This window comes from Nocardioides daeguensis (assembly GCF_019192965.1).
Classification (GTDB): Bacteria; Actinomycetota; Actinomycetes; order Propionibacteriales; family Nocardioidaceae; genus Nocardioides; species Nocardioides daeguensis.
The window spans coordinates 1-12,417 of sequence record NZ_JAHTKU010000031.1 but is presented as its reverse complement, the minus strand read 5'-3'; the positions used below and the strand labels follow the sequence as shown (position 1 = coordinate 12,417).

Below are 12,417 nucleotides of genomic sequence, written 5' to 3'. Positions count from 1 at the left end.
ACCGGGGCCTCCCACGAATGTCGGATAGGCCGAGCAGGCAGCCCCTGCTCGGTAACCCACGAATCTCGTGAGCGAGGCCCCGGCCCGCAACCGCCTCAGGACGAGCCGGTCACGTCATACCGTCTAGCGGTGGTCTGCGCCGGTTGGGATCCGCCTCGATCCAGGACCTATGGACCCGAGACTCGTCGAGATATCTCACCAAAAGGGGACGCGGCGGCCGCGGCGGGTTGAGATCTCTGCTCTGCCCTCACTCTGCGTACCGGCGTGGTCAGACTGCGCGCGCGGTGCTGATATCGCTGCCGCGGCGCCTGCGGGACCGGGCCCCGATCGCGACCGGGACGAGGGACAGTGCCACCAGGGCGATGGCGACCAGCTCGACGTGGTCGGCGATCAGCGGTACGCCGCCGAGGAGTGCCCCGGCTACGAGGAAGGTCGCTGCCCAGCCGAGGGCTCCGAGGGCGTTGAAGAAGACGAAGGTGCGGCGCTCCATGCTGCCGATCCCGGCGATCACGGGTGTGAAGGTGCGGGCCACCGGCACGAACCGCGCCAGCACCACGGCGCGCGAGCCGTGCCGCGCGAAGAAGGTCTCGGCCCGGGTGACGTGGTGCGGTGAGAGGAACCGCGAGCGCGACCGATTCAGCAGGCGCGGCCCGAAGCGGTGGCCGAGGGTGTAGCCGGTCTGGTCGCCCAAGAACGCGGCAAGAGCGACCAGGGCGACGACGAGGGCCAGTGGGAGGTGAACAAGGCCGGTGGTGACGAGGATGCCGGCAGTGAAGAGCAGGGAGTCTCCAGGAAGGAAGGCTGCCAGGAGGCCGGTCTCGGCGAAGACGATCACGGCCATGACCAGCACGGCCCACGGACCGATCGCGGCCAGCAGCGGCAGCAACAGGGCATTCATGATGTCTCCTCGGTGGTGGAGATCCCGAGCCTGACGCAGCGACCTGTCAGGAACCTGACAGCACGGAGCGCTTGAATGGGGGAGCACGACCGGAGCGCCGACGTCGTGTCGAGAGGAGCCCGATGAGAGTCCTGGTGGTCGAGGACGAGACCCGCCTCGCGGCCGCGCTAGCCGACGGCCTGCGGCGCGAGGGTCACTCCGTCGATGTCGCCGCGGATGGTGCGGAGGGCGTCTGGTTCGCCGAGGAGAACACCTACGACGTGATAGTCCTCGACCTGATGCTGCCCGTCATCGACGGCTACGAGGTGTGCCGCCGGCTGCGCGAGCAGCGGAACTGGACCCCCGTGCTCATGCTGACTGCACGCGACGCCGACCGTGACATGGTCACGGGCCTGGACGCGGGGGCTGACGACTACGTGACCAAGCCGTTCAGCTTCGAGGTGCTCCTGGCGCGACTACGGTCACTGGCCCGGCGCCAGGTCGCCGAACGCCCGACCACGGTGGTGGTAGGCGACCTCGAGCTCGACCCGGCGACCCGTCAGGTCACCCGCCGCGGCCAGGCCCTCGACGTGACCGCGCGGGAGTTCGCCGTCCTCGAGCACCTGATGCGCAACTGCGGGAGGGTGGTCACGAAGGCACAGCTGATGGGCGCGGTCTGGGGCTTCGACTTCGACGGCGACCCGAACATCGTCGAGGTGTACGTCGGGCGCCTGCGTCGCAAGGTCGACAAGCCCTTCGACACCGAGACCATCGAAACGGTGCGCGGCGGCGGATACCGGGCGAGGGCCGAACGATGAGGCGAGGCGGGGTCCGGCGCCGGGTCACCCTCGCGGCCGTCGCGGTGACCGCCCTCGGGGCCGCGATCGCAGGCGTCCTGTTCGTCGCCGTGCTCCACAAGAACCTCGAGGACGCCCTGGTCGGTTCTGCCGAGCAGCAGGCCGACACGATCGTCGCACAGCTCGCATCCGGTCGCTCCCCGGAACAGGCGACCGTCACCGACAAGCGCGACCTGATCGCCCAGGTCATCGGGACCGACGGACGGGTCAAGGCCAGCGACCACCGCGCGGTGTCGGTTCCGCTGCGCACCCGACCAGGTACTGCCAAAGGGGTCCGCGTCCGCGGACTTGCCGGCTCGTACGCGGTCCATGCGGAGCGCGCGGCCGACGGCCGGCTAGTCGTCGTCGCTCTGTCCGAGGAGCAGGTCGATCGGGCGACGGCCACCACCGTGCTGCTGCTGGTCGTGAGCATCCCCCTCGGGGTGCTGCTGGTGGCCGGCGTGGTCTGGCTCGCGATCGGGCGAGCGCTGCGGCCGGTCGAGGTGATGCGCCGCGAGGCGGCGGCGATCTCCGCCGAGCGCCTCCACCAGCTGCCGGGCCAGCGGCTGGCGATTCCTGCGGGGCACGATGAGATCCCCCGACTGGCCGCGACCTTCAACGACCTGCTCGACCGCATCGGGGGTGCGCACGGGCAGCAGCGACAGTTCGTCTCCGACGCGTCCCACGAACTCCGCTCCCCGCTGGCGGTGCTGCGCCAGACCGTCGAAGTCGCCCGCCGGCACCCGGACAGCACCACCGTGGCCCGGCTGGCCGACGAGGTCGCGGTGGAGGAGACCCGAATGGAGGGCCTGGTGCGGGCGTTGCTGGTCCTGGCCCGCCTCGACGACCAGGACCCGGCCACGCTGGAGGTGGTGGACCTCGACGACCTCGTCCTGGCCGAGGTCGACCGGCTGCGTGCCAGCCAACGGGCGAGCGGCCACACCGACGACGTACGCCTAGACATCAACCGGGTCAGCGCGGGCCAGACGGTCGGCGACCCGGCCCTGCTCGCCCAGATCGTGGTCAACCTGCTGGAGAACGCCGTCCGGCACGCGACGGCCACCGTGCGGATCACCCTCGACGAGAAGAACGACCACGTGGTCCTCAGCGTCGAGGACGACGGCCACGGCATCGCGCCGGCGGACCGCGAGCGGGTCTTCGAGCGCTTCGCCCGGCTCGACGAGGCGCGAGCGCGCGACGTCGGGGGAGCGGGCCTCGGCTTGGCCATCGTGCAGAAGGCCGTCGCCGCCCTCGGCGGCACCGTCACGGTCACGAGAGCCGAGCTCGGCGGCGCGCGCTTTGTCGTGACGCTCAGCGCCGCCAGATGACGTAGGAACCCTCGGCCGCGACCGGGTGGTAGCGGGCGTCCAGGGTCTGCTGGGCCGAGGTGGCGTCGACGCCCCACGTGGCCAGTCCGGTGCCGTTGACGACCACCCAGGTGGGGGCCCGGGGCGAGGCCAGGACCGCACCGAACTCAGCGAGCCGCGGGTCGCGGACCCGCACGGGCAGACTCCACAGCTCGGGGTACGGACTGCTGAGCCCGGCGTCCCACAAGATGTCCGGGTGCCCGAAGGCCACGACCGCGGTGTCGCCCCGTGTGGCGTGCGCCGTCAGATAGCGCGCCACCTTCGCGTCGGAGCCGTTCGCCGATGGCAGGTACGAGACCGTCATCAGCGACACCGCCCCCGACACGACGGCCACGGTCAGCGCGACGATCGTCGTACGCCGAAGCCGCGCTGGTCGCTGCCCGGCCGCGACCGCCGCCAACACCATCCCCGGGACCAGCACCACGAGGTAGTGCAGCCAGAAGCTGCCGCCGCCCGCGATCGACGCCACCTCCCAGCCCAGCAGCGCCAAGGCCGGCCAGCGCAGGTCGGGGACCCGGCCGATGCCCCCGACACCCCCGACGTCGGCGCCTGCCGCTTCACACGCACCCGCGGCCCGCAGCGTCATGACGCCGATGACCAGGGGAGCCGCACTCAGCACGGCGGCCTGGGTCAGGGTCACCAGACGCCGCGGGGTGGCGTCGCTCGCAGAGGACCTGATGACCGAGGCGGCCTGCAAGCGGAACGACACGACCGCGTCCCACAGCCCAGACGGTCCGGTGCCGCGCAGGGCGGCGTACCCCAGGACGGCCAGGGTGGTCGCCGCCGCGCCGCTCAGGAAGAGCACGCCGAGGCGACCGGCCCGCACCCGCGACCGCGTCCGTGCAGTGGCCAGGAGGACCACCGCGACGACGAAGACATCGACAGCGTTCTGCTTGATCATCGCGGCACCCGCCGCCGCGGCCCCGGCCGCGGCGGCCCACCGCGCCACGTCGGCCGCGGTGGTCTCCTGGGTGTCTGCAGTGCAGGCACGGACGAGGGCGAGCACGCCCGCGAGGACCAGCGGCACCGCCAACAGCTCGCCGTCGATCTCCAGGGCACCGAAGAGCGGCGTGGTCAGGAAGGCCGCCGCGATCACCACCGGCGCCGTCGAGCGAACACCTGCCTGGCGCGCGATGCTCACGGCCAGGAACACCGACGCGGTGACGGCGACCAGGCCGATGGCCCGCAGCGCGACCACACCACCCAGACCAGCGGCGACGCCGTGCACGACGAGCAGCAAGGGTGGCCGGTCGACCCAGTAGTCGCCGTACAGCGAGGTCCCGGGACGCCATTGCGAGGCGACGAGCAGGAAGCCGCCCTCGTCGGGCGTGGCCGGCGCGGTGAGGTACGGCGCGCGCGCCAGACACACCAGCGCGGCGGCCAACCAGGCCGGCGCCCAGCCCGCGGCGCCGTGGCTGGCCGGTACGACCGCGGGGCACGGAGTGCTCAGGACACTCATGTCACGGGCTGCGCGGCAGGCCGCACCGCGACGTGTCGAGCCTCGGACAATCGCCAGCCCAGCACCCGGACCAGCGCCTCGGCGACGATCGAGCCGGACATCTTCGAGTGACCGTGCTGCCGGTCGACGAAGGTGATCGGGACCTCGGTCACCGACAGCCCGTGTCGGCAGGCCTGCCAGGTGGTCTCGATCTGGAAGCAGTAGCCGTCGGACTGCGAATCCACCGCGCCCAGCTCGACGAGGGCCTCGGCGCGGAAGGCCTTGAACCCCGCGGTGACGTCGTGCACCGGCAGGCCGAGGACCAGACGGACGTACAGGTTCCCGGCCCACGACAGGAACCGACGGCGCAGCGGCCAGTTCCGCACCCCGCCTCCGGCGACGTACCGCGAGCCGACGGCCAGGTCGTGCCTGTCGAGCGCGCCCAGAAGTGCAGGGATCCGCTCAGGAGGATGGGACAGATCGGCGTCCATCTGAACCACCCGGGCGTAGCCACGATCCAGCGCCCAGGCGAACCCGGCACGGTACGCCGCGCCCAGCCCCTCCTTCTCCGCACGAACGAGAAGGTGTACCCGGCGCCCGAACTCCGGGTGCGCGGCCACCGCCTCGGCGGTGCCGTCGGGGCTGCTGTCATCGACCACCAGTACGTGAACGGGCACATCGAACCGCGCGACGACCGACAGGGCCAGCGCCCGGTCGAGCACCGTCGAGACGTTCGCCCGCTCGTCGTACGTCGGGATAACCACCAAAGCAGGACTGCTCGTCATCATGGCCTCGAGCGTCCTCGTGCCTGCTGACAGCAACCTGACAGGCATGGCGGCCGGTCACCAACTCCTCGGCCGCCGTCATCCTCCGGTGTCAGCGCCTTGTCAGGAACAGCCGACACGCTGCCGCGCATGACAAAGACACCCACCCCAACCACCGGACTCCGGACCACGGACCGCCGTGCCGCCCGCACGATGCTCAACAAGGTCCCCGAGGTGACCCTCTACTTCTGGCTGATCAAGATCCTCTGCACGACCGTCGGCGAGACCGCGGCCGACTACCTCAACGACACCCTCGGCTTCGGCCTGACCAACACCTCGCTGCTGATGGCCGGTCTGCTGGCTGCCGCGCTGGTCGTCCAGTTCAAGGTCCGGCGCTACGTCCCGTCGGTCTACTGGATCGCGGTCGTCCTCATCTCCGTCGTCGGAACCCTGATCACCGACAACCTCACCGACAACCTCGGGATGTCCCTGTGGATCTCCACCGGGGCCTTCTCCCTAGCACTCGCCGCCACCTTCGCCGGCTGGTACAGCCTTGAGCGGACCCTGTCGATCCACAGCATCACCAGCCTCCGACGCGAAGCCTTCTACTGGCTGGCCGTGCTGTTCACCTTCGCCCTCGGCACCGCCGCCGGCGACCTGTTCGGCGAAAAGCTCAACTTCGGCTACGGCCCATCCGTCCTCATCTTCGGCGCCATGATCGCCGCCGTCACCATCGCCTGGTCCAAGCTCGGCCTCAACGCCATCACGGCCTTCTGGGCGGCCTACATCCTCACCCGCCCACTCGGTGCCTCGATCGGCGACCTGACCTCCCAGTCCACCTCGAACGGAGGCCTCGGGCTCGGCACGACCGGAACCAGTTTCATCTTCCTGACCGCGATCCTCGCCCTGGTGGGCTACCTAACCCTCTCCGGCGCCGACCAGACGACGAGCGACGCCGTGCTCGAGCCGGACCTAGCCTGAGCCATGGACCATCGAGTCCGACTCTCCGGTGCCGTCGGCCTGGTCATGCTGCTCGCCATCAGCGCAGCGTGCCAGGCCGGCGAACCGGCCAGCCGACGGCAACCCGACAGAAACCGCCCTGAAGCCGACGCACGGGCCGGCGCCGGGGTCGACGCCACGAAGGTGCTCGTCGTGATCGAGGAGAACCACACCCTCGAACAGATGCGCGACGGCATGCCCTACCTCGCGCAGCTCTCCACCACCTATGGCTACGCCACCCACTGGACCGCGATCACCCACCCCAGCCTTCCCAACTACCTCGCCATCGCCGGCGGTACGACCTACGGGATCACCGACGACCGGTCACCGGCCGCGCACGTCGACGACATCGCCAACGCACCCTCGGTCTTCGACCAAGCGATCACCGCCGGAAAGACAGCCCTCACCTACGCCGAATCCATGCCCCAGAACTGCCACGTCTACGACTACCCCGACCGCGCCGACGGGACACCGACGTACGCCGTCCGGCACAACCCCTGGACGTACTACGGTGCCGGCCACGACGACTGCCTGGCCCACGACGTCAGCCTCGACAACTTCGCCCACGACGCGGAGAGCAACCAGCTGCCGAATGTCGGGTTCCTCATCCCCGACATCACCCACGACGCCCACGACGGTTCCTTGGCCGCCGCCGACGCGTGGCTCGAGCAACAGCTCACCCCCGTCCTCGCCAGCGACGACTTCCGCACCGGCCACCTGGTGGTCGTGGTAACCGCCGACGAAGACGACCGCTCAGCCGACAACACCGTCCTGACCTCGGTACTGACCCCAGCCCTGTCGGGCAAGGTCGTCGACACACCACTCACCCACTACTCACTCACCCGTTACCTCGCCCAAGTCGTCGGCGCAGAACCGCTCGGCGAAGGTGAACACGCCCCGGACCTGGCCGCAGCCTTCGGGCTCTGACAAGCCTCCGAAGCCGAGATCAAGCGGTTGAAGGCCGAGAACAGGCGGCTGCGTGAGGACAACGAGATCTTGAAGGAGGCATCGATCTTCGCCGGGGAGCTCGACCCGCGCAACCGTTGATCGTCGCGTTCGTCGACGAGCAGCGGTCCCAGGGACACGCGGTCGAGTCGATCGTGCGGGTCCTGCGTGAGCAGGGCCTGCAGGTCGCCGCGCGCACCTACCGCGGGCCTGGAGTCTGGGCGAACCGGTCCGTCGCAGCCCGCACGGTCACAGATGCTGTCGTCGTCGACGCGGTCCGTGACATCGCCTGGACCAGCAACGCCCACGGCAAGCGCGTGCTGGCGGGCGCCGCAAGATGACCGCCTACGTGCGGCGTACCGCGGTCCCCGACGCCTCGGCGGGGGGTGGCCGTGGCCGCGAGGGCGCCGAACTACGTCGGCTCCTCCCTCCTCCACGGCGCTCGCCGGGCTGCTTTGGGCGCCGATCACGCGTGGGACCACGCAGGAGGTCGCGGCGCCGCCGCGGTCGCATCGAACACCCGCCGGCGGTGACGTCGACAGAGTGGTCTCGTTGGTCTCCTCCGACGCCACCATCCCGGTGGCCACACGAAAGGTGCTCTTCTCAATGCCCTCAGGCACCGCTCTCGTAATCTGGATCGCCATTGTTCTCCTTCCGAGCACCGTGATCGTCGGCCTTGTCTGGTTCGCGGGCCGCCGCCGCGCTCCCTCAGGGGTCAAGATCGCTGCGATCTCGCTCGTCGGCCTGATCGGTCTTGGAGCGGGGATCTACCTCGTCGCCCCGGCCACCACGAGCGATGGAACGACCTGCGACCTGACCATGGTGGACGCCGCCGTCCAAGAGGAACTTGATGTGAATGCAGCCCGTGCGCTTGAGGGTCAGTCCGCGGCCGCAGCCTGCCGGGACGCTGGGCAAAAAGGCATCACCAATTTCATCGTTCTGGTGGCGGCCGCTGCAGCGGCGGCTGTAGGAATGCTCTACTCCAGCTCGGGCCGGAGGCGTCAGAGCATCAACTAAAGAAGTGGAGTCGGGCCGTCCCGATTGGGGCGGTGCCTGCAGGGCGCGGGTTAAATATCTCAGCAATTCTCGAATTACGTGTCGCTCGTCGCATGACCTGGTTCATGGTGAAACCCTCCCTCAGCTCCCAGACGGAGGACTCACATGACAAAACGGCACCGCATTGGACTCGTGGCAGCAACGCTGGCCTGCTCGGCGAGCGCCCTGATCGTCTCTACCGCCCCCGGCACGTCGGCTGCGACTGCTGCACCATCGAAGTGCTCGTCCGCCAGTACCGGACGAACCGAGCAGCAGACGAACAACTACGTGAGCAACTACGTGGCTGGCCTTCGCCAGAAGGGCCGGCCGCAGGACCAGATCGACTCGGACCTCGCCCAGAACCTGTGCCTGGTGCGCATCGACAATGGCGGGGCCACCACCAGCGTCGTGGCTTCGTCGGCAGGCTCAGCCGTGACGGTCACGCCGCCCAGGATCTACTGGGACAACCAGGCTGCGCGGTACTACGCGATCAGCGGTTGGAAGTTGTCCAACGCCATCAAGAATGACATGCCGGCCACTGGCCTGAACGTCACCAAGAACATCGGTGGCCACGACGGATTCGCGACCTCCTTCAACGCCAGCCTTCTGCTGACCGGCTACGCGCTGACCTACTACGGTGATCCGCCGTTCGCGTCGAGCGCGAATGTCGCGAACGCGTCGGCGGCGAACTCCTATGGCGCCGGATATTCGTTCCAGGACAAGGGCCGGAATGTCTATGACATGGCCGGGACCGGTGACAACTTCAGGACGAACGTCCGGTCCGGCCAAGAGGTGATCAGCTTCAAGAAGTCGGGCACGTGCAAGTCGGTCTACGGCTTCGCTTCATACGGGCACACCTGGAGCAGCACGGCCGTGAACGGCGTCGGCGTCGGGCCGTACTCGATCTCATTCCAGTGGTCAACCACCTCGAACAAGTGGACCGCGGCCAGCCAGCCTGGCGGAACCGCCACCGTATGCTGACTGGTGTGTCTGCACGCACCAAGTTGGTGTCGGCCGCGATCGCGGCCTTGCTCGTGGGGCTCGTCGCGGCTCTGCTTGTCATCGAGCATCAACGCCAGGACGCCGGGCCAGCCGGCTACACACGGATCGGCGCTCTCGGTACTTCTGTGGTGTTCGCGAAGCAATCCCCAGAAGGCAAGGATGTTGCGGTCGTGATTCGTCGCGACAGCGACGAGCTATGCAACGCTCGAGGACCCCTCGGCGGAGCTCACCCTCCCGCCATCTGCGATGAAAGCGTCGGAGACGTCCACGTGTACTTGACGCAGGTGTCGAAAGGGTCGACCGAGGATCCACAGCTCTGTGACGCCATCACGGGCGCGCGCTTGCCGTCAGAAATCCTGGCCACACCAGCCAGCTGGAGCGTGGACTTTGCGGGATCAATCCAGGACTCGGGCACCGAGATAGAACCCTGCACGGACGTCAGTTAAGCGACCACGAGCAGGGCTCGCCCTGCGCTCCACCCAACGGGGGTCCACCCGCAGGGGGGTGGACCCCCGGCTCGGCCTCCACCGCCGCGGCCCCGAGAAGTTGAAGAACCGTTCGGGTACTCGTAGCCATCCGGCCGGAAGAACCCAATGGCACGTCAGGCGGCCACGGTGGTCAAACGTGAACGGCTCCGTTTCGCGGCTCGCGTAACTGGCGCAGCGAAAACCGCCGCGCCGAACGCAGCTCCCCTGCATGATGGCCGCCATGACGAACGTTGGGGATGCTCCCCCCCCATCGTAAGAGGCCAAGCGGTGGCCAGTTTGTCGGCCTCGCCGCGGTGATTGCACTGGTTGCCGCTGCGGTCATGTGGGCCGTCCTGGCTGCAGGCGACGACCCAGACCCCGCTCCGTCCCCAGGATCGACCCAGACCACAGGCCCGACCACGGGCGAGCCCGCTGCGGCCTGCGGCCCCGTACCGGCACCCCCCAAGGGCGAGGTCCTCGTCTATTTCTGGTGCGACGCCCACCTCGCCCCGGTTGTCCGTCACGTCGACGACGCGGACCTGTTCGACTCCACCTTCGCGGCTATCTCCGCCGGTCCGACGCCCGACGAACTCGACCGTGGGTACGAAGGCTCCATCGACCCCAAGATCCGGGCCACGATTACTCAATCTGAGGGCACGGTGACCATCGACCTGGACGAGTCCACCCTGAAGGTCGAACGGTTCCTCGCCGGCGCGAACTTCGCAGTCAAGTCGCTAAAGACCACCTTCAATGAGCTACCCGGCGTCAGGGCCGTAGAGATCACGATTGACGGACGGTCCCTTTGCAGCCTCGACCCCGAATGCAGCGGTTGAGACGGGGGTGGTAACGAGGACGCTGCGGACGCCGGCGGCCTCCCAGGAGCCAGGGCGGCCGGCGAGAGCGGTGTCGATGCCGCCTAGGTTGGCCGCAGCGCCGGCCAGGGCGAGGGTGACGACTCGGCCCAGTCGGCCGGTTCGGTCCGGTCGGGGTCGACTTCCCAGCGGACGTTGCTCAGGTTGCCGTCGGGGGGCACCTCGACCGGTCGCATCGTCGAGCGACGCAGCCGGCCGGCTTCGGTGAGGATCGCGACGGCGTCCGTCAGGACGCTGTCGTACGGACCGGCCGGCGTCGACGTCGGCAGCACCTTGGTGATCGCGCCGTAGGTGATCGGGTTGCGCGAGGTGTTGTGCAGGGATCGCGCTGCCCGATGAGGGGATGGTCGACCAAGGGGCGGCCGGTGATCGCGACGCGGTCCTCGTGCGGCGCACTGCTCTCAACCAGACTGACACCGACGACGGTGTCGTCGGTGACAACTGGACATTCGTTCGGCTTGGCGCATCACTGCAGCTCGAATGCCATCATGAACGATGGAACCTCGGGCTGTAATGGCGGGGCCTGGACAAACATCAACGGATATCAGCAAACCGATCGTGACGGAATCCATGGGATCTACCCGAGCTGGAGGTACTGAAGATGAAGCGATCGGTGCGAATCGTTGCGACTTCAGTGGCGGCCGGAGCTGCTGGACTGACCCTGGCGACCGCGTTGGCGGGATCCAGCTCTGGTGACAACTCAACGCACCTGAACCCGGCCGGGGCCAGAGGGTCATGCTCCGAGCTGCTCGGGGCGGGGTGGCGCGGCCCCAAGTCGATCGAAGGCTTCAACCTCAACTGGGACCCGTCCACAGGCGCCGCAGAGGTCGAGTTCACCGACGGCACCTACGTCGCCATCGAGGACATGCGATCGGCAAAGTGTGCGTCGCTCCCCGGCATCGGCAACGCGCTCCGCCGCGCCACAATGGACCACGAGAACCGGCGCGCGGACGAATGCGCGTCCTCGGTGAATCAGATCATTGAGGGCGTCGCCCCGCAGCACGGAGACATCGTCGGCGACCTGGACGCGCTTCGTGCGCACGTCGCGAGCTACTGCCCGCCCGGATTCCTCACCCAGCTCGAAGCTGCCGGCAAGTGACCTCAGCGGCCGCAGCCATGCGAGCGATGGCAGGGTTAGCCGCCGCAGTTGCGCTTCTCAGCGCCTGTTCGACGGAATCGGACGGTTCTACCCATCCGACACCTGCACCGTCCACCTCGCCACCCCTCGCCTCGTCGGCCACGCCAACAGCCACATCGACAGCCATGCCGACACCCACCCGTCCGCCTGGAACGACCACCTGCAGCGAACTCCTTGACCAAGGCTGGAAGCCGCCGCCGGAGGAACACCCCGACTTCAACTGGAATCCCGAGACACGGGTCATGGACGTCTACTTCACGAACGAGCACCTAGTGGTGTTCGTTGACGGAGGATGCGCCGACGTACCCGTCATCGGTCGCGCTCTTGAAGATGCCGCCACGAGGGGCCCTGTGGGCTGAACTATGCGCAACGCGCTGCCGTCGTGCCGGGTCTTAGGACGACCCCGCCACGGAGCCGGCCCTCGTCCGGTCCTCGTCCGGCCCGGTGACCCACCGGCACGGTGCCTTTCCCGACGCCTCGGTGAAGCCCATGCGGTCCATGAAGCCGCCGGCGATCTGCTGGCCTGCTCGTTGCTGAGGTAAGAGTCCCCGGGAGTGGTGGGGTTTGAGGGACCAACGGCGGGGCGTCAGCACGTAGACGGCCATCGGCGGGATCTTCGGTGTGAACGGCGAAATCCACGCACTGAAAGAGGTACCCACCGATGGCCTTGCCCCAGT

At 68.6% G+C, this 12,417-nt stretch carries 13 protein-coding genes and 1 pseudogene; 10 read left to right on the top strand and 4 right to left on the bottom strand.

Annotated elements, in window-relative coordinates:
- Window positions 1–268: 268 nt before the first annotated feature.
- Window positions 269–898: a DedA family protein gene (locus KU893_RS22300; RefSeq protein WP_218236994.1), complete on the bottom strand. Its 630-nt coding sequence runs from the start codon at window positions 896–898 to the stop codon at window positions 269–271.
- Between the two features lie 122 nt (window positions 899–1,020).
- Here KU893_RS22300 and KU893_RS22295 point away from each other — a divergent pair, with 122 nt between their 5' ends.
- Both KU893_RS22295 and KU893_RS22290 read left to right on the top strand, forming a co-directional pair.
- Window positions 1,021–1,695 carry a response regulator transcription factor gene (locus KU893_RS22295; RefSeq protein WP_218236992.1) on the top strand — a complete coding sequence of 225 codons (675 nt, stop codon included), beginning with the start codon at window positions 1,021–1,023 and terminating at the stop codon, window positions 1,693–1,695.
- A complete protein-coding gene (locus KU893_RS22290; protein WP_218236989.1) occupies window positions 1,692–3,041 on the top strand; it encodes a sensor histidine kinase in 1,350 nt (449 codons plus the stop codon). The genes KU893_RS22295 and KU893_RS22290 overlap by 4 nt, the downstream gene beginning before the upstream one ends.
- On the opposite strand, the gene KU893_RS22285 is transcribed toward KU893_RS22290, so the two are convergent.
- Together KU893_RS22285 and KU893_RS22280 are read right to left on the bottom strand one after the other, a co-directional pair.
- The gene (locus tag KU893_RS22285) at window positions 3,025–4,539 is read right to left on the bottom strand and encodes a hypothetical protein (protein WP_218236987.1); all 1,515 of its coding nucleotides are present in this window, start codon (window positions 4,537–4,539) and stop codon (window positions 3,025–3,027) included. The genes KU893_RS22290 and KU893_RS22285 overlap by 17 nt on opposite strands.
- Entirely contained in the window at window positions 4,536–5,306 is a 771-nt protein-coding gene (locus KU893_RS22280; RefSeq protein ID WP_246593075.1) for a polyprenol monophosphomannose synthase, read from the bottom strand. The genes KU893_RS22285 and KU893_RS22280 overlap by 4 nt, the downstream gene beginning before the upstream one ends.
- Before the next feature lie 126 nt (window positions 5,307–5,432).
- Between KU893_RS22280 and KU893_RS22275 the strand changes: the two genes are divergently transcribed.
- The 7 genes and pseudogenes from KU893_RS22275 (at window position 5,433) to KU893_RS22245 (ending at window position 10,563) form a co-directional block, all read left to right on the top strand.
- Window positions 5,433–6,263, top strand: coding sequence for a COG4705 family protein (locus tag KU893_RS22275; protein ID WP_246593074.1), 831 nt, complete (start codon window positions 5,433–5,435; stop codon window positions 6,261–6,263).
- Window positions 6,264–6,266: 3 nt separating this feature from the next.
- Window positions 6,267–7,208: an alkaline phosphatase family protein gene (locus KU893_RS22270; RefSeq protein WP_246593073.1), complete on the top strand. Its 942-nt coding sequence runs from the start codon at window positions 6,267–6,269 to the stop codon at window positions 7,206–7,208.
- A pseudogene (locus KU893_RS23055) lies at window positions 7,209–7,611 on the top strand (IS3-like element ISPfr13 family transposase); the annotation flags it as partial.
- Window positions 7,612–7,778: 167 nt separating this feature from the next.
- Window positions 7,779–8,243 carry a hypothetical protein gene (locus KU893_RS22260; RefSeq protein ID WP_218236981.1) on the top strand — a complete coding sequence of 155 codons (465 nt, stop codon included), beginning with the start codon at window positions 7,779–7,781 and terminating at the stop codon, window positions 8,241–8,243.
- Window positions 8,244–8,414: 171 nt separating this feature from the next.
- Complete coding sequence (locus tag KU893_RS22255) at window positions 8,415–9,242, top strand: hypothetical protein (RefSeq protein ID WP_218236979.1); 828 nt, start codon at window positions 8,415–8,417, stop codon at window positions 9,240–9,242.
- 5 nt (window positions 9,243–9,247) lie between these two features.
- On the top strand, window positions 9,248–9,709 hold the full coding sequence (locus KU893_RS22250; protein WP_218236976.1) for a hypothetical protein: 462 nt from the start codon (window positions 9,248–9,250) through the stop codon (window positions 9,707–9,709).
- A 335-nt stretch (window positions 9,710–10,044) separates the two neighbouring features.
- Complete coding sequence (locus KU893_RS22245) at window positions 10,045–10,563, top strand: GerMN domain-containing protein (protein ID WP_218236974.1); 519 nt, start codon at window positions 10,045–10,047, stop codon at window positions 10,561–10,563.
- 83 nt (window positions 10,564–10,646) lie between these two features.
- On the opposite strand, the gene KU893_RS22240 is transcribed toward KU893_RS22245, so the two are convergent.
- The gene (locus KU893_RS22240) at window positions 10,647–10,874 is read right to left on the bottom strand and encodes a hypothetical protein (protein WP_218236972.1); all 228 of its coding nucleotides are present in this window, start codon (window positions 10,872–10,874) and stop codon (window positions 10,647–10,649) included.
- 329 nt (window positions 10,875–11,203) lie between these two features.
- Between KU893_RS22240 and KU893_RS22235 the strand changes: the two genes are divergently transcribed.
- Window positions 11,204–11,701, top strand: coding sequence for a hypothetical protein (locus KU893_RS22235; RefSeq protein ID WP_218236970.1), 498 nt, complete (start codon window positions 11,204–11,206; stop codon window positions 11,699–11,701).
- The last annotated feature ends 716 nt before the right edge of the window (window positions 11,702–12,417 follow it).